Origin of the sequence: Micromonospora globosa, assembly GCF_000717585.1 — a bacterium.
Lineage (GTDB): Bacteria > Actinomycetota > Actinomycetes > Mycobacteriales > Micromonosporaceae > Micromonospora > Micromonospora aurantiaca.
In genome coordinates this window covers 123,006-143,225 of the sequence record NZ_JNZR01000009.1, presented here as the reverse complement: position 1 = coordinate 143,225, position 20,220 = coordinate 123,006, and the positions used below count along the sequence as shown (strand labels likewise).

General features: G+C 71.3%; 20 protein-coding genes. 10 read left to right on the top strand and 10 right to left on the bottom strand.

Going from position 1 to position 20,220, the window contains the following annotated elements; translation table 11 throughout:
• Window positions 1–129: 129 nt before the first annotated feature.
• The 4 genes from IF06_RS0111790 to IF06_RS0111780 all read left to right on the top strand — a co-directional run bounded on the left by IF06_RS0111790 (window position 130) and on the right by IF06_RS0111780 (window position 3,091).
• Window positions 130–1,341, top strand: a complete 1,212-nt coding sequence (locus IF06_RS0111790; protein WP_030270950.1) for a helix-turn-helix domain-containing protein — start codon at window positions 130–132, stop codon at window positions 1,339–1,341.
• Window positions 1,342–1,646: 305 nt separating this feature from the next.
• Entirely contained in the window at window positions 1,647–1,826 is a 180-nt protein-coding gene (locus IF06_RS0111785; RefSeq protein ID WP_030270948.1) for a hypothetical protein, read from the top strand.
• A complete protein-coding gene (locus IF06_RS33065; protein WP_047890957.1) occupies window positions 1,823–2,131 on the top strand; it encodes a hypothetical protein in 309 nt (102 codons plus the stop codon). Before IF06_RS0111785 ends, IF06_RS33065 begins: the two co-directional genes overlap by 4 nt.
• A 450-nt stretch (window positions 2,132–2,581) precedes the next feature.
• Window positions 2,582–3,091: a DinB family protein gene (locus IF06_RS0111780; RefSeq protein WP_030270946.1), complete on the top strand. Its 510-nt coding sequence runs from the start codon at window positions 2,582–2,584 to the stop codon at window positions 3,089–3,091.
• Between the two features lie 28 nt (window positions 3,092–3,119).
• Here the strand turns inward: IF06_RS0111780 and wrbA are convergent, their stop codons facing one another.
• Together wrbA and IF06_RS0111770 are read right to left on the bottom strand one after the other, a co-directional pair.
• Window positions 3,120–3,761: an NAD(P)H:quinone oxidoreductase gene (gene wrbA / locus IF06_RS0111775; RefSeq protein ID WP_013285078.1), complete on the bottom strand. Its 642-nt coding sequence runs from the start codon at window positions 3,759–3,761 to the stop codon at window positions 3,120–3,122.
• 49 nt (window positions 3,762–3,810) lie between these two features.
• Entirely contained in the window at window positions 3,811–7,086 is a 3,276-nt protein-coding gene (locus IF06_RS0111770; protein WP_232236669.1) for a BTAD domain-containing putative transcriptional regulator, read from the bottom strand.
• A 225-nt stretch (window positions 7,087–7,311) separates the two neighbouring features.
• Here IF06_RS0111770 and IF06_RS0111765 point away from each other — a divergent pair, with 225 nt between their 5' ends.
• On the top strand, window positions 7,312–8,475 hold the full coding sequence (locus tag IF06_RS0111765; RefSeq protein WP_232236668.1) for an MFS transporter: 1,164 nt from the start codon (window positions 7,312–7,314) through the stop codon (window positions 8,473–8,475).
• Between the two features lie 131 nt (window positions 8,476–8,606).
• Here IF06_RS0111765 and IF06_RS0111760 read toward each other — a convergent pair whose 3' ends face one another.
• Complete coding sequence (locus tag IF06_RS0111760; protein ID WP_030270939.1) at window positions 8,607–9,695, bottom strand: epoxide hydrolase family protein; 1,089 nt, start codon at window positions 9,693–9,695, stop codon at window positions 8,607–8,609.
• A gap of 114 nt (window positions 9,696–9,809) precedes the next feature.
• Here IF06_RS0111760 and ygiD point away from each other — a divergent pair, with 114 nt between their 5' ends.
• Both ygiD and IF06_RS0111750 read left to right on the top strand, forming a co-directional pair.
• Entirely contained in the window at window positions 9,810–10,736 is a 927-nt protein-coding gene (gene ygiD, locus IF06_RS0111755; RefSeq protein WP_232236667.1) for a 4,5-DOPA dioxygenase extradiol, read from the top strand.
• A 27-nt stretch (window positions 10,737–10,763) separates the two neighbouring features.
• Entirely contained in the window at window positions 10,764–11,519 is a 756-nt protein-coding gene (locus IF06_RS0111750) for an ABC transporter permease (RefSeq protein ID WP_030270936.1), read from the top strand.
• A gap of 108 nt (window positions 11,520–11,627) precedes the next feature.
• Here IF06_RS0111750 and IF06_RS0111745 read toward each other — a convergent pair whose 3' ends face one another.
• Window positions 11,628–12,371, bottom strand: a complete 744-nt coding sequence (locus tag IF06_RS0111745; protein WP_030270934.1) for an alpha/beta fold hydrolase — start codon at window positions 12,369–12,371, stop codon at window positions 11,628–11,630.
• A 58-nt stretch (window positions 12,372–12,429) separates the two neighbouring features.
• On the opposite strand from IF06_RS0111745, the gene IF06_RS0111740 reads away from it, so the two are divergent.
• Window positions 12,430–13,386, top strand: a complete 957-nt coding sequence (locus IF06_RS0111740) for a helix-turn-helix transcriptional regulator (protein ID WP_030270932.1) — start codon at window positions 12,430–12,432, stop codon at window positions 13,384–13,386.
• Between the two features lie 57 nt (window positions 13,387–13,443).
• On the opposite strand, the gene IF06_RS0111735 is transcribed toward IF06_RS0111740, so the two are convergent.
• Entirely contained in the window at window positions 13,444–14,010 is a 567-nt protein-coding gene (locus IF06_RS0111735) for a hypothetical protein (RefSeq protein WP_030270931.1), read from the bottom strand.
• Between the two features lie 435 nt (window positions 14,011–14,445).
• Entirely contained in the window at window positions 14,446–14,847 is a 402-nt protein-coding gene (locus IF06_RS0111730; RefSeq protein WP_036310650.1) for a nuclear transport factor 2 family protein, read from the bottom strand.
• 80 nt (window positions 14,848–14,927) lie between these two features.
• Here IF06_RS0111730 and IF06_RS0111725 point away from each other — a divergent pair, with 80 nt between their 5' ends.
• Window positions 14,928–15,695: a helix-turn-helix domain-containing protein gene (locus IF06_RS0111725; protein WP_030270928.1), complete on the top strand. Its 768-nt coding sequence runs from the start codon at window positions 14,928–14,930 to the stop codon at window positions 15,693–15,695.
• A gap of 166 nt (window positions 15,696–15,861) precedes the next feature.
• Complete coding sequence (locus IF06_RS0111720; RefSeq protein ID WP_013474602.1) at window positions 15,862–16,818, top strand: LysR family transcriptional regulator; 957 nt, start codon at window positions 15,862–15,864, stop codon at window positions 16,816–16,818.
• Here IF06_RS0111720 and IF06_RS0111715 read toward each other — a convergent pair.
• From IF06_RS0111715 to IF06_RS0111700, 4 genes are read right to left on the bottom strand one after another with little or no spacing between them, the layout of a single operon-like run.
• Window positions 16,743–17,978 (bottom strand): vWA domain-containing protein, encoded by a 1,236-nt coding sequence (locus tag IF06_RS0111715; protein ID WP_030270926.1) that lies wholly within the window; start codon window positions 17,976–17,978, stop codon window positions 16,743–16,745. The genes IF06_RS0111720 and IF06_RS0111715 overlap by 76 nt on opposite strands.
• A complete protein-coding gene (locus IF06_RS0111710) occupies window positions 17,975–18,784 on the bottom strand; it encodes an SRPBCC family protein (protein ID WP_030270924.1) in 810 nt (269 codons plus the stop codon). Before IF06_RS0111710 ends, IF06_RS0111715 begins: the two co-directional genes overlap by 4 nt.
• Window positions 18,781–19,650 (bottom strand): AAA family ATPase, encoded by an 870-nt coding sequence (locus IF06_RS0111705; RefSeq protein WP_030270922.1) that lies wholly within the window; start codon window positions 19,648–19,650, stop codon window positions 18,781–18,783. Before IF06_RS0111705 ends, IF06_RS0111710 begins: the two co-directional genes overlap by 4 nt.
• Complete coding sequence (locus IF06_RS0111700) at window positions 19,647–20,219, bottom strand: nucleotidyltransferase family protein (protein WP_232236666.1); 573 nt, start codon at window positions 20,217–20,219, stop codon at window positions 19,647–19,649. Before IF06_RS0111700 ends, IF06_RS0111705 begins: the two co-directional genes overlap by 4 nt.
• Window position 20,220: the final 1 nt, after the last annotated feature.

Genomic DNA, 20,220 nt, shown 5'->3' with positions numbered 1-20,220 from the left:
AGCCAACACGAGGGCTCCGGGCAGCGTGCCGGTGTGTTCGGGGTTATGCGTACGCACGTAGGTCGGTAGCGTTGGTGCCACGGCGGCCCCGCGGCCGGTGGCGCATCCCGCGCTATGAGGAGGTTCGGGATGGAATCCTTGCCGGAGTTGACCTTCGGGCAGCGGCTGAAGGTCTACCGGGAGCGGTCCGGAAAGACTCGCGCGGTGCTCGGTGGACTGGTCGGGCGCAGCGCCGAGTGGGTCAAGGCGGTGGAGACCGATCGGATCCTGCCTCCGCGCATTCACATGCTGGACCGCATCGCTCGTGCGCTCAAGGTCGACGTGTCCGCCCTGGCCGGCGAGCTAAGCGACAGGTCCGCTGTCGTAAACGGTCCGGAGCACCCGGCGCTGGCGTCGGTGCGGGACGCCGTGAACCGTGTCGTGCTCGCCGACGAGGCTGCGGTGGAGTCGTTGGCTGGTTTGCGTGAGCGGCTTGCGGTGGCGTGGCGGGCGCGCCACCAGGCGTCCGATCATCGGACGGTGCTGGGTGGGCTGCTGCCGAGACTTCTGCACGACGTGCAGCGCGCCGCGCTGGTGTACGAGGGCGTCGAGCGTCGGCGGGCGCAGTCGCTGTTGGCGGAGACGTTCGGTCTGACGCAGATGTTTCTTGCGTACCAGCCGGCTGCCGAGTTGTTGTGGCGGGTTGCGGACCGGGCGATGGTGGCGGCGCAGGATTCCGGTGACCCGGAGGCATTGGCCCTCGCGGCATGGTTCCTGTGCCAGGTGCATCGTGACGCCGGGGACTGGGATACCGCCATGGCGGTAACGCACGACGTCCTGTCGGCTCTGGAGCCGAGGGCAGCCGACGCGGGCACGAATCTGCTGGCGTTGTGGGGTGCGCTCAACTTCGAGGCCGCCTACACCGCCGCGCGTGCCGGCGAGGAAGGCCGGGCCTGGCGGTACTGGGATCGGGCGGACCGGGTGGCGCAGCGTCTGCCGGAGGATTTCTATCAGCCGCAGACGTCGTTCTCCCGGGTCATCATGGGCGCCCACGCGGTGACGGTGGCGGTGGAGTTGCAGAAGTCCGGTGAGGCGGTACGGCAGGCGCGCCGCCACGACTCGGCGGCCATCCCGTCGAGGCCGCGCCGGGCACGCCATCTCATCGAGGTGGCGCGGGCGCACTACGGCAAGGACGACAAGGAAGCGGCAGTGACGACGCTGCGGAAGGCGTACGAGTCGGCCCCGGAGACGATCCGCTTCAACGGGTATGCCCGGCAGATCACCTTGGACCTGCTCGACGGCCCGCGCTCCACCCGTGACGACGCCCGTGACCTAGCGGTCAAGGTCGGGCTGCTCTCGTGATCCAGGGGTAGGAACCCTACCTATTCCGCTCTGCGACCGACCGTAGCGTCCTGCTCACGGGATGCGGCGGGCGGTGCGGGTATCGCCTGGTCGCCGCGTCCCCTCAGAACCGAGGGAGGGTCCGTGCGGCGCGTCTCGTATGACGACTACCTTTCTGCCACCGCGCTGACTCTTGCTCGCAGGCATCGGCCGGTGTGGTCGTGGCGGCTCTGGCGGCGCATCTGCCGCTGTGGGTCCGAACTGCCCTGCCGCGTCCGGCATCGGATACCGATCAATCGGGGCCACTGGCCGTCGGAGGGTGAGCAGTGACCAGCGAGCAGGAACAGGCGATCGTCGCGGTTCACGTACCAGGGCTCGACGGCATGTGTGCCGGGTGCCGGGCGTGGTGGGCGCGGCTCACGCCGTACCCGTGCTGGCAGGTGGAGTGGGCGACGAGCCGGCAGGCGCGGGCGACCACCGCGCGGTTCCTGGAGGGGGTGCGGTGACCACCCACGGCCCGGTCATGCCGGTCTGGAGCTGCGGTGGCTGCGACCTGCCATGGCCGTGCCCGACCCGCAAGCGCGAGCTGCGCGCGGAGTACGAGGATGCTCCGGTGTCGCTGGCCCTCTACCTCGGTGCCTACCTCGTCCAGGCCACCGAGGACATGCCCTGGACGCCAGCCGGCGTGCTGCACTGTCGCTTCCTCGGCTGGACCAGGGCGGCCGACCAGCCCATGCCAGCAGTACAGCAGCGATGTACAGCAACCGGGCCAGCCGAACCGAGCCGGGCAGCGCGTGATCAGCCCGTCTGACCTCATATCAAGCCTGATCCGATCGGCTCGCTGAGAGTGCACACCGAAGCGGTCGGCGCGACTTCCGTTGTCGGCCTCAGTGCTGCCCAAGAGCTCGAAGGACATAGCCTGGCTCTACGTCAGACGCTGCCACGTCAGGCAGTACGAGAGACGCGGTACCGGGACGCGAGTGCAGCTCAACGTAGGCGCGGGTTGCGGCCACGACGTTGCCGCCGCACAGAACCTCTACCATGTCGCCTTGGCGCAGGTCGGTCGGGCTACAAGACCCGGACACGATCACTGGGCGGCCTGTGACGTCGAAGACGTGGGCGATCACCATCTCGAAGCGCGGTTCCGGCACCAGCCGAGTGTAGGAACCGTTGGCGGAGAGGCCGTCCGAGGCCGCCGCAACCACCCGCGATACTGGTTCTTGTGGTGCGCGACCCACTTGTGCCTGCGGATACTGGTCGGGTGACCATCGAGTTTCCTTCGCCCACCGTTCCGGCCACCGGTCGTACGGAAGTGTTCCTGCGCTACCTCGACTACTTCCGGGACACGGTGGTGGCGAAGGTGCTCGCGCTGTCCGAGGACGACGTACGCCGCAGCGCGCTGCCGTCCGGGTGGACGCCGCTGGAACTGGTCAAGCACCTGCGGTACGTGGAGCTGCGCTGGATCGAGTGGGGATTCCAGGGGCGCGAGGTCGGCGACCCGTGGGGTGACCGGCGAGACGAGCGGTGGTTCGTCGGGCCGGAGGAGACCCGGGCCGACCTGCTGGCCGCGCTGCGCGCGCAGGGCCGGCACACGCGGGCGGTGGTGGAGGGCAGCGACCTCGACGCGATCGGCGCGCCCGGTGAGCGTTGGGACGGCGCCGACCCGGCGTCCCTGGAGCGGGTGCTGTTCCACCTCGTGCAGGAGTACGCCCGCCACCTCGGGCACCTGGACATCGTGGCAGAACTGGCCGGCGGCCCAACCGGCGAGTAATAGATCGTACTGCTCCCGCCGCCGGGCCTCACCCGAGCCGGCTGTCCGCGCGGGCGGCGGCGACAGCGGCTGCCATCCGGGTCAGGCGTGCGCCCTGGAAGCAGGCCGTCTCGAGGACAGCTTTGACGTACTCGGGATCCCGGCTGGCGCGGCTCTCCACCAGGCTGACGCCGTACGGGTTTCCGCCGGCGGCGTGAGCGGTGTCGTAGTTCAGGTAGCCCGTGGGGAGGATGATCGACCCCCAGTGGTGGAAGGTCTGGTAGAGGCTGAGCAGGGTTGCCTCCTGGCCGCCGTGTTCCTCATAGGTGGCCGTGAAGCCGGTCGCCGGCTTGTCGGCCAGTTCCTCCGCCTGCCACGGGACGGTCGTGGTGTCGAGAAACTGGCGCAGCTGGGAGCAGATGTTCCCGAAACGGGTCGGCGTGCCGAAGGCGTACCCGTTGGCCCACCGAAGGTCGTCCAGGGTGGCGACCGGGATGTCGGCAGTGGCGTCGAGGTGGGCTCGCCACTGCGGCTTGGCATCGATGACGTGCTCCGGTGCCAACTCTGCCACCCGGCGCAGGCGGACCTCCGCGCCGGCGTCGGCGGCTCCGTCGACAAATGCCTGCGCGAGCCGGTGCACAGTGCCGGTGGCGGAGTAGTAGATGACGGCGATCCTGGCATCGGTGTGCATGGTGCCTCCTGGGGTCGGCTCGGTTCTGGGTCAACCGTGCCGATCAGGCTTACCGTTCGCTGACCATCCCCTTACCGACGCCGCTGAACGGCTGTTCGTCGAGGTCGAGCTGCGCGCCGCGGCTCATTTCGGCGGCGAGTTCGTCGCTGCCGAGCGCCTCCCGGAGGCGGACGGTGATGCGCTGGACGTCATGTTGCTCCCCGGGAGGAAGCGGCGCTCCGGCGGCCTCGCGCAGCGTCCGCGCCGCGGCGAGCAGCCGCGCGGCGGTGCGACTGTCACCGCCGAGGCTGATCGCCCCGGCCAGGCCCTCGAGAGCCAGTGCGACCGCCCGTTGATCCCCGGTGGCGCGCGCCGCGTCGAGCGACTCACGGTGGTGGCGCTCGGCGAGGACAGCATCACCGCGGTGCTCCGCGATGAATCCCAACTCGGCCAGCGCGAGCGCGCAGCCCGGCAGGAAGCCGGCGCGGCGGTTCCAGTCGAGGAGGTTTCGCTGCTGGGTCTCGGCGGCGTCGAGGTCGCCCCGCCGTCGCGCGATCATCGCCAGGCCCGTGCCGGCGAAGGCGGCGGCTGAGCGGCTCGACTGTTCCTGCGCCACCTGTAGCGCGCGGTCGTGACTGACGGCGGCCTCGTCGAGGTCGCCCCTCAGGATGGCGAGCCGGCCGATGCATGCCAGCTGCCGGGACACCGACGTCCACAGTCGCAGGTGTTCGGCGATGCGCAGCGCCTCCCGGTAGCGCGTGGCGGCGCGATCGTAGTCGCCGTGGATCTCGGCCAGGGTTCCCAGCAGGCTTGTCGGATGCACCTGTCCCCAGCGGTCGCCCACCTGCTCGAACAGCGACCGGCTGGTCTCGCAGTCACGCTGCGCGGCGGGCAGGTCGCTGCGGAGTACGAGCGCGAGGTCCGCTCGGATGGCACAGGCGGCAGCGATGCCCCACCGGTCCCCGCCGGCGCGGAACGCCGCCAGCGCCGCGTCGACCAGGACGGCGGCCTCGCCCGGATCTCCGGAGCCGAGCATCATGGAGGCGAACAACCACTGCGCGAACGCCTTCTCCGGCCCCTCGGTGTCCTGGTAGCTCTCCAGGATCCGCTGCCGGGGAGCGGTCGGATCGCCGTCCCGGGTGGCGAGAGCGGTCAGCCACATCTCCGCATCTCGCCGTAGGCCGTCCGGTGCGACGTCGTCCTCGCTCCTCGGGACGATGTCCAACGCCGTTCGTAGTGACCGGCTCACCTCTCCGAATCGACCCCGGAGAAGCCGGTACCAGGACAACGAGATGGCGAGCGCCAAGCCCACGCGGGCCTGACCGTCGGTGGCGGCGACGTCGAGTGCCGCCCGGAGGTTTGCGTTCTCGGCGTCGAGCTCGCGCAGCGCACGACTCTGATCGTGACCACGTAGCCGTCCGGCGGCCTGCTCGGCGAGACGGGCGAAACACGTGACGTAACGGCGACGAGTTTCGGGCAGTTCGGCGGCGCTGCCGAGCTGTTCCAGACCGTAGGCAGCCACTGTCTCCGGTAGGCGAAAACGTCGCGGACTCTCGTCGTGCCGCACCATGACCAGCGATCGGTCGATCAGGCGTGCCAGCACATCGAGGACCTCGTCCGATGCCACCTGCCCGCCACCGCACACCTGCTCGGCGGCGGCCAGGGTGGCGCCGTCGGCGAAGACCGCAAGCCGGCGCAGCACCGCGCGTTCGGGAGGCGACAGCAACTCCCAACTCCAGTCGATCACGGCGCGAAGCCCCTGCTGACGCGGGGGCGCGGTGCGCCGGCCGGATGACAGCAGCCGGAAGCGATCGTCGAGCCGTGCCGCCAGCTCGCCCGGGTCGAGAACGGCCAGGCGGGACGCGGCCAGTTCCAGCGCCAGCGGTACGCCGTCGAGACGCCGGCAGATGACGGCGACCGCGTCCGCGTTCCGCTGATCGACGGTGAACCCCGGCTCGGTGGCGCGGGCGCGGGCTACGAAGATCCGAACCGCCGGAGCCTCGGCGATCTGCCGCGCGCCGGCTCCGGGCTCCGGCAGGCCAAGCGGCGGCACCGGAAAGACGACTTCGCCGGGGATCCCGAGCGGCTCGCGGCTCGTCGCCAGGATGCGCAGGTCGGCCGCGGCGCCGAGGAGTTTCTCGGTCAGTTGAGCGACCGGCGCCACCACGTGTTCGCAGTTGTCGAGCAGCAACAGCATTCGCCGACCCCGCAGCGCGGTGACCAGCCGGTCCATCGGCTCGCGCGGTGGTCGGTCCCCGGGCAGGCCGGGCGGACCGTCGTCCCGGATCTCGAGCGTCGCCGCCACCATGTCGACGATCTCGGTGCAGGTCGCGTGGTCGCCGCTGTACGGCTGGCCGGCCAGCTCGACGAGCCACACTCCAGCGGGGAACGTTTCACCCAGCGCACGGGCGGCCTCGATCGCCAGCCTGCTCTTTCCCACCCCACCGAGACCGGTCAGGGTCACCAGCCGCTCGTTCGTCAGCCGCTCCCGTACCGCCTCGACGGCCGCGTCGCGCCCGATCAGCCCACCGTACGGACCAGGCGACAGGGGCGCCGGCAGGTTGGTTCGGGCCGGAGCCGACGCCGGGGCCGGCGGCTGGAGGGCGGGATCCTGGCGCAGGATCGCCCCGTGCAGCTCGACCAACTCTCTGCCGGGATCGATGCCGAGTTCGTCGCGCGCCTGCCGACGGAACTGCTCGTAGGCGAACAGCGCCTCATGCTGGCGTCCCGAGCCGTACAGGGCGCGCAGGTGCGCGGCACGTAGTCGCTCACGCCACGGGTGGCGCGCGACCAGGTCGGTCAGTTCCCCGGCGAGCAGGTGGTGCTCACCGAGATCCAGCCGGGCCTCGGCCAGCTCCTCCAGCGCGGTCAGGCGCTGGTCGTTGAGCCGCTCGACCGACTGGCGGACGAATCGCTCGTCGCTGAAGTCGGCGTACGGGGAACCGCGCCAGAGCGACAGGGCCTCCGTCAGCGTCGCCGCCCGCACAGCCGGCTCCCGCTGCGCGCTCGAGCGTAGCAACAGAGCGGCGAAGCGACCGGCGTCGACCGATTCCGACGGCGTCCGCAGCCGGTAGCCGGCTTCACCGGACTCGACCAGCGCACGGCCACCCACCTCGCCCGCCCCCAGTGCGCGGCGCAACTGCGACACCTTGGTCTGGAGCGCCTCGAGCGCGTTGCCGGGCGCCTCGTCACCCCAGAGATCTTCGATCAGCCGGTCGGCGGTCACCGGGCGTCCCTCATGAACCAGCAGGTCAGCCAGCAGACCACGCACTTTGAGGCCGGGCACGGCGACAGGAGTGCCGTCCGACGTCCACACCGCGACGTCGCCCAGCACTCCGAACCTCATCGCTTCACACTAGCCAGCCGGCTGTCCCGCCCCGCGAACGTCCGCCGACCGCGGGTCTGCTCACCAGAAGCGGTGCGGGGTCACCGACGCGTACGTCAGCCGGTCATCAGTCGATGGTAAGGAGCCCCGGGCAGGCTGAACCGAAGCCGACACCGGAGGAACGACATGGATCAGCTACAGCGACGCCGAGCCGCTCACCGTCCCAGGCAGCTCGCACCAGGGCGGGTGGCCACACCCTGGCTCGCCCTGCTGGCCGGTCCGCTGTCGTTCGGGATTGCCGCGCCGGCACTGCTGCTCGACGACCTGGCGCGCGCAACGGGTAGCGGGGAACAGGCCGCGGCCGCCGGCGTAACCGCCTTCGGCTGGGGGATCGCGTTGGGGACGCCGCTGCTGGCGGCGCTGCTCGCCCGTCGCGGCGTAGGAGCGGTCCTGACCGTCGCGTCCGCGCTGGTGGCCGCGGGGACGCTCCTCCTCGTGCTGATCCCGAGCGTGCCGGCGATGGTGGCCGGTGCGGCGGTGCAGGGACTGGGGTCTGCCGGACTCACCGTGACGGCGATGAAACTGGCCGGCTCGGCCCGGCAGATGGGCGTGGTCGCCGCGTCGCTGGCGGTCGTCGGGGCCACCGGTCCGCTGACCGGGGCACTGATCGCCGACCTCTCGTCGTGGCAGGTGGCGCTGGCGTTGCCGCTGCTGGCGGTGCTCGCCGTGCCCGCGGCTCGCCGCGGCACCACCGCAGCGGACGCGGTGCCGGCGCCATTCGATTTCTTCGGGATGACCATCCTGGCCATGCTGGTCACCGCTGCCGTCCTCATTCCGCACCGACCGCTGGTGGCCGGCCCGGCCACCGTCGTACTGCTGCCTCTGCTGGTGTTCTGGATGAAGGTCCGTCCGGACGGCTTCCTGCCTGCTGCGGTGGCACGGAACGGCCGGTTCCTCGCGGCGTGCGCGCTGGCCTTCGCGCTGGGAGTGGGGAACTTCGCCCTGCTCTACGCCGCGCCGGACCTGCTGCGACAGCACGCGGGATGGGCAGGCACCCTGAGCGGGACCGTGCTGCTGGCGCCGTACCTGATCGGCGGCATCTGCTCCGGGTTCCTGGTCGCGGCATCCGTGCGAGTGTCACGCCGCGTCGCGGCCGCCGCGTTGCTCGTCACCGGCGCCACCGCACCGCTGCTGGCGGCGGTCACCACCGCCGTACCGCTGCTGCTTGCGGCGATGACGCTCGGCTCCTTGGCCGCCGCGACCGGCCAAGGCGTACTCGCCCTGCACGCGGCCGGCGTCGTGTCCGCCTCCCACCGGGCCGAAGCCCTGGGTCTGTTCAACCTCGCCTACCTGCTCAGCGTCGCGATCGGACCAGTGGTTGCCGTGACGCTCTCGCACCCGACCGCTTGAGGGCCCCGACGCGCAGTTCAACGTCGGCCGCCTCGGCGTCGTGGCCTGCGTGGCGCACTGTTCGAGAGGATCTGGACCACTCGTCCCATGGTTGAAACGATCTAGACGACGTCGCCGGTTGGGCTTCTGGATCATCGCAGTGCGTTGAAGAAGGCGCGCAGGTCGGCAGCGAGCAGGTCGGGCTCTTCCTGGGCGAGGAAGTGGCCGCCGACGCTGGGCTCGCGCCAGTGGGTGAGGTTGGCGTAGGTCCGTTCGGCGAACGACCGGGGCAGGCCGGCGTCCTCCACGCTGACCGTGATGCCGGCGGGCACGGCGATAATTGGCAGGTGTGGGGCCAGGTGGTCGTCACGGTAGGGCCGGAAGGACGTGCCGATGCAGTTGGTGACCCAGTACAGCATCACGGTGGTCAGCAGCTCGTCGAAGCCGAACCGGCGGGAGATGTCGCCGCCACAGTCGCTCCAGCGCTGGTACTTCTCGATGATCCATGCGGCCAGTCCGGACGGCGAGTCGCTCAGCGCGGCCGCGAGGGTGTCGGGCCGTGTCTCCTGGATGATTCCGTAGCCCCAGTCATCTTGGGCCTTCGCGTCGAGCTTGGCGATGAACGCCTCCTCGGCCGGGCTGAGGTCGCCCCTGCGGTCCGCCGGCGGGAACTTGATGTGCTGCGAGAAGACCCCGATGACCCGATCTGCGTGGCGGGCGCCGAGCCACGTCGATACGCCGGACCCGACATCGCCACCGTAGGCGCCGAAGCGGTCGTAGCCCAGACGGGTCATCAGCTCAGCCCACACGTCCGCGACAGCCGCCTCGGTCGTCGGGCCCTCGGCTAGTGGTCCGGAGAAGACGAAGCCCGGCAGGCTCGGTATGACGAGGTCGAAGTCTGCGAGCCGGGACACCAGGGGCAGCATCTCCGTGTACGTGCTGGGCCAGCCGTGGGTCAGGATCAGCGCCGTGGCGTCGGGCGATGCCGAGCGGACATGAACGAAGTGGACCGGCGTGCCCCGGACCGTGGTGACGAACTGGGGGTATCGATTGAGGGCACGCTCGACCGCACGCCAGTCGAATCCGTCGAGCCAGTACCGCACCAGATCTGCCAGGTACCCAGGGTCGGTGCCGGCGGCCCACGGCTCTCCCGGGGCGGCCGGCGCGAGCCTCGTCCGCGAGAGCCGAGCCCGCAGGTCGTCCAGGACGGCTTCGGGCACATCGATGTGGAAGGGCGTCACCCGATCATGGTCCCATCGCCAGGAGTCACTCGGCAGCCGCCCGAACGGGCAGGCTGCCGCACGGCGATCGGCAGCCACGATCCGGGAGACTCGATCACCGATCCCCCGAGGAGCGTGATTCAGGCCGGAACCGCTGCGAGGCGGCACTATCGTGTCCACGTGCCTTCAGACGTACATCCGGCCCTGGATGTGTTGATGCCCGCGGCGTTCCTGGGCCACGGCAACCCCATGAACGCCCTCGAGGTCAACCGGTACACCTCCGCGTGGAGAGCCTTCGGCGCAGCGGTGCCGCGTCCCCGCGCGATCCTGGTGGTCAGTGCCCACTGGTACATCAACGCCACGGCCGTCACCGCGATGCCCCGGCCGAGGACCATCCACGACTTCTATGGGTTTCCGCAGGAGCTGTTCGAGGTGCAGTACCCGGCGCCCGGGCTGCCCGAACTGGCTGAGGAGGTCAGTGACGTCGTCCATCCGACCTGGGTCGGGGCGGACGTCGACAGCTGGGGCATCGACCACGGCACCTGGTCGGTGCTGATGCATGCCTTTCCGGACGCGACGATTCCCGTCGTCCAGCTCAGCATCAACGCCGACAAGCCGATGGACTACCACCTTCAACTCGGCGCCCGGCTCGCTCCACTGCGCCGGCGCGGCGTGCTGATCGTGGCGAGCGGCAATGTCGTGCACAACCTGCGCGGCATGGACTGGGCGCTGGCCGACGACGGCTTCGACTGGGCGCGACGCTTCGACGAGGACGCCAAGGCCCGGATGTTGACCGACCCGGGCGAGTACGCGACCCTCGACGCTCACGGGGACTTCCGCCGTGCGGTACCGACACCGGATCACTTCATCCCCGCGTTGTACCTCGCCGGTCTGGCCACCGCCACGGACACCCCCGACACCGAGGTCCTCGTCGACGGCTACGCCTACGGCTCGCTGTCCATGACGGCCTACACCCTGGGCATGTCCTGTCCACCGGCTGCCGGCCGGGGCGGATCCCCGCAGCCACCGCCCGGCCTGCCGCCGGACGGCTCCAACATCTGAGGGAGCGCCGGCTGGTCGAATGCTCCCATGGATCAAGGTGCAGTCGCGGTGGGTCCGGCGCTCGCCGCCGTACTCGTCGTTCTGGTGCTCGTCGCCGTGGCAACGGTGCGGGCCGGTCGGCTCGGCCACGCCCGTGGCATCGCCACGGCGGCGCTGCGCGCGGTGGTGCAGTTGTGCGCCGTGGCGCTGCTCATCACTGCCGTCCTGCGGTCGTGGTGGGCCAGCGCCGGGTTCATCACGCTGATGATCCTGGTCGCGGCGGCGACCTCCGCGCGCCGGGTCAGCTCCCTTCGCCTCGGCTGGCCGGTGCTGGCGCCGATCGCGGTCGGCGCGCTCCCGGCCTCCGCCCTCGTCGTGGCCTCCGGCGCGGTGCCGCTGACCGAGGTCGCGGTCGTTCCGATCGCCGGGATCCTCATCGGCGGGGCGATGACGGCCACCTCCCTGGCGGGCCGCCGCGCGTTGGACGAGCTTCGCGACCGCCACGGCGAGTACGAGGCGGCCCTGGCGCTGGGCCTCGTGCCGCGGGATGCGGCGCTGGAGATCTGCCGGCCCAGCGCGGGGCATGCGCTGGTGCCCGCGCTGGACCAGACACGCACCGTCGGCCTGGTCACGCTCCCCGGCGCCTTCGTCGGCGTGCTGCTCGGCGGCGGCACACCCGTCCAGGCCGGGGCAGCCCAGCTACTGGTCCTGGTCGCGCTCCTGGCCGTCGAGGCGATCGCCGTCGCGGTGACCGTCGAGCTGGTCGCCAACGGACTGCTTCGCCGACCGGGCCCTGCCGTCTAGGTTCCGCTTCGACGTCTGACCGCCTGGCCGGGAGAGAACCCGAAGACGGGATGGTTCCCCCGTGCCGGTGCCCGGGTGACCTGGGTACGGTCGCCCGGGCACCGCGGGCTATGCCGTCGGCCTGGCTTCGTGCAGGATCCGGGCCAGCTCGGCCGGCCGGCTGAGCATCGGCCAGTGCCATGTCGGCAGTTCCTCGTACCGCCACGAATCGCCGGCCATGTGCCGGCACAGCGGCATGGTGGCGGCCATCTCGCGTGCCTGCTCGGCGGTGAAGCTCGACAGCACGCCGAGGCGGGGCAGCTTCTCCCACGCCCCGGTGAGCCGCACCGGGGTGGTGGCAGTCGCCCACGGCTGGGCCACCGACCGCTCAGCGAGCAACGCGACGACCGATTCATCCACGTCTGCTGCTCCCGCCGCCAGCTCGGCCCACGGCGGGGGCGGCAGCCGCCAGCCGTCGCCGTGTTCGGCGACCACCGCCGCGTTGCGTTCACGCTCCGGGGGCGGGCTGAAGTCGTCGTTCGCCGCCCCGTCGGGCAGCGGGCCGGTGTCGACGAAGACCAGTTGGGCGATGCGGTCGGTCATGCGGTCGGCAACGGCTGTCGTCACGACCGCGCCGGCGTAGCTGTGCCCGACGAGAACCACGTCGTGCAGGTCCTCGTAGCGCAGCAGGTTGACCACGTCGGTGACGTGGACGTCGAGGTCGGTGTCCGGGCGGGCCAGGTGGGCGCGTTCGCCCAGGCCGGTCAGGCTCAGCGGGTGCACCTCGTGGCCGTGCCCGCGCAGGGCAGCGGTGACCGGGCGCCAGGCCCATGCGCCGAGCCAGAACCCGGGAACCAGTACGAAGGTCGTCATGCCTGACACGCTACGATCAATACCGGACAGGTTCCGCCCGGATTAGGAGTGGGGATTTGTGACCCGGCCGACCGCGCGCGTACTGGCGTTGCTGGAGATCCTCCAGGCCGGCGGCGGCTTCACCGTCGCCGACCTGGCCGGTCGGCTGGGCGTCGACGAGCGCACGGTCCGCCGATACGCCGCGCACCTCGCCGACCTGGGCATCCCGGTCGAGGCCCGGCGCGGTCGCTACGGCGGATACCGGCTCGCGCCCGGATACAAGCTGCCGCCACTCATGCTCACCGACGAGGAGGCGGTCGCCGTCATGCTCGGGCTCGTGGCCGCCGGCCGGGCCGGGCTGGTCACCGCCGAAGGCGCGGCCGCCGAGAGCGCGACCGCGAAGATCCGCCGGGTGCTGCCGGCCGTTCTCGCCCGGCGGATCGATTCGCTGCTGGAGACAGTGGACTTCACCGCACGGGTCCGGAAGCCCGCCCCGGCCGGCATCGAGGTGCTGCTGGTGCTCGCCGACGCGGCCCGACATCAGCAACCGGTGAACATCACCTACACCACCTGGCGCGGCGAGTCCGGCGAGCGCCGGCTCGACCCGTACGGGCTGGTCTTCCACGCCGGCCGGTGGTACGTCACCGGCCACGACCACAACCGCCGGGCCGTACGGACGTTCCGGCTCGACCGCATCGGGACAGCCCACCCCACCCCGGGCAGGTTCGAGATCCCGGCCGGCTTCGATCCCACCACGCAGGTCCTCGCCGGTCTGGCGGCAGTGCCGTACGCGCACGACATCTCCGCGGTGCTGCACACCAGCCTGGAGCAGGCGCAGCGACGGATCCCGCCCTCGGTCGGCACGCTCACCGAGGTTCCCGGCGGAGTGCGCCTCACCGCCCGAGCCGAACGGCTCGACGGTGCGGCACAGATGCTCGCCGGGCTCGGCTGGTCGTTCACGATCGACCGACCGGACGACCTCAAGGACGAGGTACGCGCCCTGGCCGCCCGACTGCTCACCGACGCTGACGCTTGAGGCTCGGTAGTGGTAGTCAGAGCCGCCTCGGCCCAGTGCGGATGGCGCGCGGCTGGGTCAGGCCGGCGGATCGTCTCGGAAGAGAGCTTCCCTCAAGCCTCGGCCTCCCCAGCGGGTGGCGACGAGTTCGGGTCGAGGACGGGTCGGCTCGGGCACCCCTCGGTGTGGTCTGGTGTCGGGCGCAGGACGGTCCCAATCGGCGATCAGCGCGAAAGGATCGGTCACGCGGTCCGGTTCATCCTCACACCGCTCCGGGACAACCATCGCTGGATGGAAGCGCAGTTCCTGCGCCATCCCGCAGTCGTCGGCCCGCGAGGCGACCACGGCCCCGCAGCCTCGACAGGCGACGCAGGGGATCCATCCCACCATCGACCAGCAGCCCGTGCGGACACGGTCATGGACGAAGCGTGTCCCGCGTACGTCGCCGGGTGAGAGGACGAAGGTGCCGGTGAGCTGATCACGGCCGTAGGCGGCCTCGTCGATCGCGTAGGCGCCCGGGTCGAGGAGCGGCGGGTTCACGTGGTGGCAGTCCAGGACCGACCAGTGCGGCGGCGCCGGCAGTTCCACCAACCGGACCGGGATGCTCAGCTTCTTCCCGCAGCTCGCACACCGAAAGCGCTCCACTGCCGCAGTGTGACATCGCGGCCGAGCGACGGCATCCGAGATGTGCTTTCCTCGGCGGGCCTGGCCCAGCTGGTCCTCGATACGCCCGGCGCGTCGCCGATAGGCTCGCGGCATGTGGACCTTCCGCAGTCCCCAGCTGGTTCTCTTCAGCGACGATCTCACTCGGGCAGTCGCCTTCTACAACCGGCTGGGATTCAGGGAGACCTTCCGGGTACCGAAGGCCAGCGCGTCGCGGTCATCCTCTGGACGGATGACACCACCGCGGCCTACGAGGGCCTGGTCGCAGGCGGAGCACCCGCTCTCGCACCTCCACACGTATGGCTCGGCCGGTTACTGATCGCGTGGACCGCCGACCCCGACGGCAACCCGATCCAGATCGTTCAATCCCTGTGATGCTGCCGACCCGCGGCTCGGTATGCGGCTGGCCGTGTGCGCTCATGCGCGTGGCAGGTGCTGAGCAGGTCTCCACCACGCGAGGTTGGCGGTCACATGGGCCACCGGCTCGATGATCTCCCACGCCTCGGCGATCAGCCCGTCGTCGATCCGCCAGATGTCGACGACCGCGATCTCCGGTCCTGCGTCGGGAAGCCAGCGCCGCGAGTACATCACGACGTGATCGCCGTCGGCCAGCACCTGATGGATCTCGACCTGCATGTCGGCAAGCGGTACCAGCGCGGCGCGGACGGCGGCGAGCCATTCCACCTTGGTCGACGTGGTCGTACCCGGCCTGTGGTGGACGAAATCATCACTCAGGAACGGGGCGAGCGCATCGACGTCACCCGTCTCGATCAGTCCTGCCAGCGCCCGTCGGACGATGCTCTGGTTCTCCGTGGTCATGGATGCAGTGTTTGCGTGACCGCTTCGATTGTCGATGAACTCGGATTTCATGGCGTCCGACTCGACGATGAGTACGCTCCATGATCGTGCACACCGTCGGGGAACTCTTGCGGCAGTGGCGGCAGCGTCGGGGACTCAGCCAACTGGATCTCGCGATCGCTGCGGACGTCTCGGCTCGTCACGTCAGTCTGGTCGAGACCGGTAAGTCCAAGCCGAGCTCCGACATGATCCTTCGACTCGCGGATCAGCTCCACGTGCCGCTGCGTGATCGCAACCGGCTGCTGCTCGCCGGGGGTTTCGCACCTCGGTACGCCGAGAGTCCGCTCGACCACAACGCACTGTCAGCCGTCCGCGACGCTGTCCGGAGGGTGCTCCGCGCCCACGAGCCCTACCCGGCGGTGGTCTTCGATCGCCGGTGGAACATCGTGACGACCAACCGCGCTGTCGACCCGTTCTTCGCACAGGTGGCTCCTGACCTGCTGCGACCGCCGGTCAACCTGGTACGGCTGGGACTGGATCCGCGCGGTCTCGCGCGCATGGTCGTCAACCTGGCCGACGTGCGCGCGGTGTTCCGCACCCGGATCTCACGCCAGCTCGCAAATGCTCCCGACCCTGAACTCACCGCACTCTACGAAGAACTGCTGGCGCCCGAGCCGGAGAACACGTCGAGTCAACGGATCGAAGCGGACGTCGTGATGCCGATGATCCTTCGCGTCGGCGGACGAGAGCTGCGGCTGTTCTCGACCATCACCACATTCGGCACCCCGATGGACATCACGATCGACGAAATCGCGATCGAGTCCTACTACCCGGCCGACGCGGAGAGTGCCGCCTACTTCGCGACGTAGCGTACTGTCAGCCGCTTCTGAGTCGCGGGCGCTCACCCCGCGTACCGGCCGGATCGCCCCGAGGTGCGCTGTCCCTGGCGGCGGCGCAATCGGCGGGGAATGATCGGGGTACACCGCGGGCTGCCCGCAGCAGTCCACGGCGCCGCAGAAGGGCGGGTCGACGCCGATGACTCCGACGCAGCTACGGGCCTACGTCGCTGTCGTCCGCCTGGGATCCGTCAAGCAGGCAGCCGCGCAGCTGGAGGTCTCCGAGTCGGCGGTCTCGCTGCTCATCGGCCAGCTACGGCGGGAGTTCGGAGACCAGTTGTTCACCCGGACGGCGGCGGGGCTGGCCTTCACCCCCGGCGGGCTGCGGCTCGCCAGCCGCGCGGCCGAGATGCTGGGCCTGCAGGACCGTACGGTCCTGGAGGTCAGTTCGGCGGCACACGGCCGCCGGATGCTGCGGGTCGCCGCGTCCAGCGAGTTCGCCGAGTTCGCCGCGCCGAGACTGATCGAGCTGTTCGCCAGACGCGCCGCCGACCTCGACATCGAGCTGAGCGTCTGCGACCCCGGCTCCTTCGAGTCGCTGCTGCTGACCCGGGCCGCGGACATCGCGATGGGGCCGCTGCCGCCGGTGGCCGAACCGGCGATCTCCTGCCGGCCCATGATGAACTACCGCCTCGTGACCGTCGTCGGCCCGGATCATCCGCTGGCCGGTGTGCCGGCGTCACCGGGGCAGTTGCGCGACCAGACCTGGCTGCTCGGGCCTTCGGCCACCAACACGCTGGGCGCTGTCCCGGCGATGCTGCGCCGGCTCGGCGTACCCGAGGAGCGGCAGCAGATCTTCCAGAGCCACGCGGCGGCGTTGGGTGAGGCCCAGCGCGGCCGGGGGATCGCGCCCGCGCTGTCGTTCACCGTCGCGCCGGACGTCCGCGGCGGTCAACTCGTGGCGTTGTCCGGGCCGCACGCCACGGCCGAGGCGGTGTGGCATTCGCTGGTACTCGTCACCCCCGGCACTCCGTCCGTGGCAGCCGAGCTGTGCCGCTTCGCGTCGACGCCCCGGGCGATTCAGGCGATGATGCGCGGCGTGGGCGTCGCGGTGAACCATTTCCGGCCCTCGGTGCACGTGACGCTCTGGAGTTGACCGGCGGCGTCCAGCAGATCCCGGAACGTCGCGGCCGGCAGGAGCCGGTCACAGTAGGGCAGGGCCGCGGCCATGCCCGCCACCAGGGGAGCGAAGCCGGGGGCGCCGGCCCGCGGGTTCAGCCAGACGATCCGGTGGGCGCGGCGGCTCAGCCGTGCCATCACGGCGGCGAGCTCGGCCGGCGGGTCGCTGTCCCAGCCGTCCGAGCCGATCAGCACCACCGCCCCGCGAACCGCGTCGCCGTGCGGGGACGCGAGCAGGCCCCGCAGGTTCGTCGCGATGCGCGTACCCCCGAAACGGTCGGTCACGGCGGCGCCGGCGTGCGCGATCGCCGCGGACGCCGACGTGTGCCGCAGCGCGACGGTGAGCCGGGTGAGCGTCGTGGCGAAGGCGAACACCTCCGCGTCGGTGGTCATCGCGAAGGCCCGCAGCAGGTGCAGGTACGCGTGGGCCTGTGCCCGCATCGACTCGCTGACGTCGCACAGCAGCACGACCCGGCGCGGCCGGCGTAGCGGCCGCTCGCGGACGACCTCGACGGGCTCCCACGCGGTGCGGCGGGCGCGGGCGATCGTCGGACGCAGCGCGACCCGCCGCCCGGCCGGGCCTACGGCGTGCCGCCTGGTGCGCCGGGACGGCCAGCGCGCGACGGCCTCGCGCAGGGCCTCGCCGAGCAGTGCGAGCTGGGCGTCGTCGAGGTCCTCGAACGGCCGGTCGGCGAGTCCGGCGAGGGCGCTGGGCCGTCGCTCGGGCAGCCGCACCCCGGCATCGGAGGGCTCCGCCTCGGCGACGGGCGCCGGCAACGTCGCCCACGGCAGCCCACCACCGTCGCCGGTGGCGTCGGTGTCGGCGGGCACCGGCAGGTGTACGTCGTCCTGAGCGCCCGGCGGGGCCGCCGACCGGGTGAGCGGCAGCGGCGGCGCGTCGGCGAACACAGCGGCGAAGACGCTGTCGAAGGCGGCGAGGTCGGCGTGCCGCCGCACGAAGCTGATCCGGGCGGCCCAGTAGAGCACGGTCGTCTCCCCGGGTGTCCACACGCCGAGCGCCCGGACGAAGTCACCGGCCTCGGTGAGCCCGGCGGGTACGCCGGCCCGCCGCAACCGGTCGGCGAACGCCGTCGCGAACGCCGCGCGGTCGACGCCGCGCAGCAGACCGTGCCTCACCGGCGTGCGACCCACCAGGCGATCACCGCACCGACGACGACGATCCCGACGAGCACCGGCACGAGGCGCTTGACGACGGCACCACCGGCAATGCCGAGCAGGTCCAGCGTCTCCGGTTCGGCGCTGCTGCCGGCATCCGGTCGACCGGTGGACGCCGAGGCGGCCACGGGGGTGCCGGCCACGGCGGACCCGGGCGGCGTGGCGGACGAGGGCGAGGCGGTGTCGGGCGCTGCCGCCTCGGCCGCGAGGGTGCGAGCCGCGGAGGCGTCGGGGCCGGTCGCGGCGGCGACTGCGGGTGCGGGCTCGGGTGCGTCAGGCGCGGTGGCCTCGTGCGGGTCACCGGCCGTGCTGTCGCCGGTCCTCTCGGCCGCCAGCCTCGCCTCGAGGTTGGCGACGAACTGGGCGAGCAGCTTGCCCGACACCTCCTTGATCATGCCGCTGCCGAACTGGGCCAGCCGCCCGGAGATCTTCAGATCGGTGTCCACGCTGACGACGGTGCGCTGATCGTCCGGCCGAAGTTGGGCGGTGACCAGAGCGGACGCGTTGGCCGCCGACCGCCGGTCGCGGCCCTTCGCGTCGATCACCCCCCGATAGCGACTGTCGTCCTTCTCGACGAAACGTGCGGTGCCGGCGAACTCGGAGACGACCGGACCGACCTTGACCTTCACCGTGCCCTGGTGGACGTCGCCGTCGACGCCGGTCAGCCGGGCGCCCGGCAGGCACGGCGCGATGCCCTCCAGGTCGGTGAGGATCGCCCACGCCCGCGCGATCGGAACGTCGACTGTGAACTCGTTGGTGATCTTCATGCCGGCCTCTCCTGGTGTGCGCCGAGCGCGGCGGCGACGGCGGCGCGGTCGTCGGGGGTCTTGGCGATGGTGCCGATGGTCCGGACGACGTCGTCGGCGGAGAGGTCGGCGGCGCCGAGCACTGACAGCGCGGCGACCCAGTCGATGGCCTCGGCCATGCCGGGTGCCTTGTCCAGGCCGAGGGCGCGTACGTCGCCGACGAAGGCGGTCGCCGTGCGGATCAGCCCTTCGGTGGCGCCCGGCACGGCCCGCCGGACGATCTCGGTGGCGCGGTCCATCTGCGGGAAGTCGATCCAGTGGTACAGGCAGCGGCGGCGCAGTGCGTCGTGCAGGTCGCGGCTGCGGTTGGAGGTGAGCACCACGACCGGCGGCGTGGTCGCGGTGAACGTACCCAGCTCGGGGATGGTGATCCCGGACTCGCCGAGGAACTCGAACAGCAGCGCCTCGAACTCGTCGTCGGCCCGGTCGATCTCGTCGATCAGCAGCACCGGCGGGACCGGCCCCGGGTGGCGTACCGCCCGCAGGATCGGCCGTTCCTGGAGGAACTCCGCGGCGAACAGGTCGGCGTCGGTGAGCGAGGCGTGCCGGGCCTCGGCCAGCCGGATGGCGAGCAACTGCCGCTGGTAGTTCCATTCGTACAGCGCCTCGCCGGGGGTCAGGCCCTCGTAGCACTGCAACCGGATCAGTGTCGTGTCCATCGCCCGCGCCAGCGCCTTCGCCGCCGCGGTCTTGCCGACGCCGGGCTCGCCCTCGAGCAGCAGCGGCTTGCCCAGCTCCAGCGCGAGGAAGACGGCCATCGCCATGCCGTCGTCGGCCAGGTAGTCGACGGCGTCGAGCCGGCGCCGCACGGCCTGCGGATCCTTCACCGCGCCTCGCCCGAGAGCAGCCGCCGGTAGTCCGCGCGGGTGTCCACGTCGATCGGCACCGGCCCGTCCACCGGTACCTCCGTGACCGGGTGCCGGCCGGAGTGCAGCAGCTTCCACACCGCCTTGTCACCGTGCAGGACACGCAGCTCCGGCAGGACGTCACGAGCGAACCAGAACGGGTGCCCCAGGCCGTCGGCGTATCGGCACACCGCGAGCGGGGTGGTCGCCGCCGCGACCCGGCGTACGTCGGCGGCCCGTACGCCGGGCTGGTCGCCGAGCAGGAGCACGAGCCCGTCGGCGCGCGGGTCCACCACCTGCGTCGCGGCGCGGACCGACGATCCGCAGCCCGTGCTGAACTCGGCGTTCTCGACGACCTGGACCCCGGCCAGGTCCACCCGCTCGCGGACCAGGTCGGCGGCGCCGCCGAGGGTCACCAGCAACTGGTCGAAGGCACACGAGCGGGCCAGGTCGAGGGTGGCGTCGAGCAGCGTCCGCCCGCGGTACGGCAGCAGTTGTTTGGCCTCGCCGAGGCGCACCGACGCCCCGGCGGCCAGAACCAGGCCGGTCACG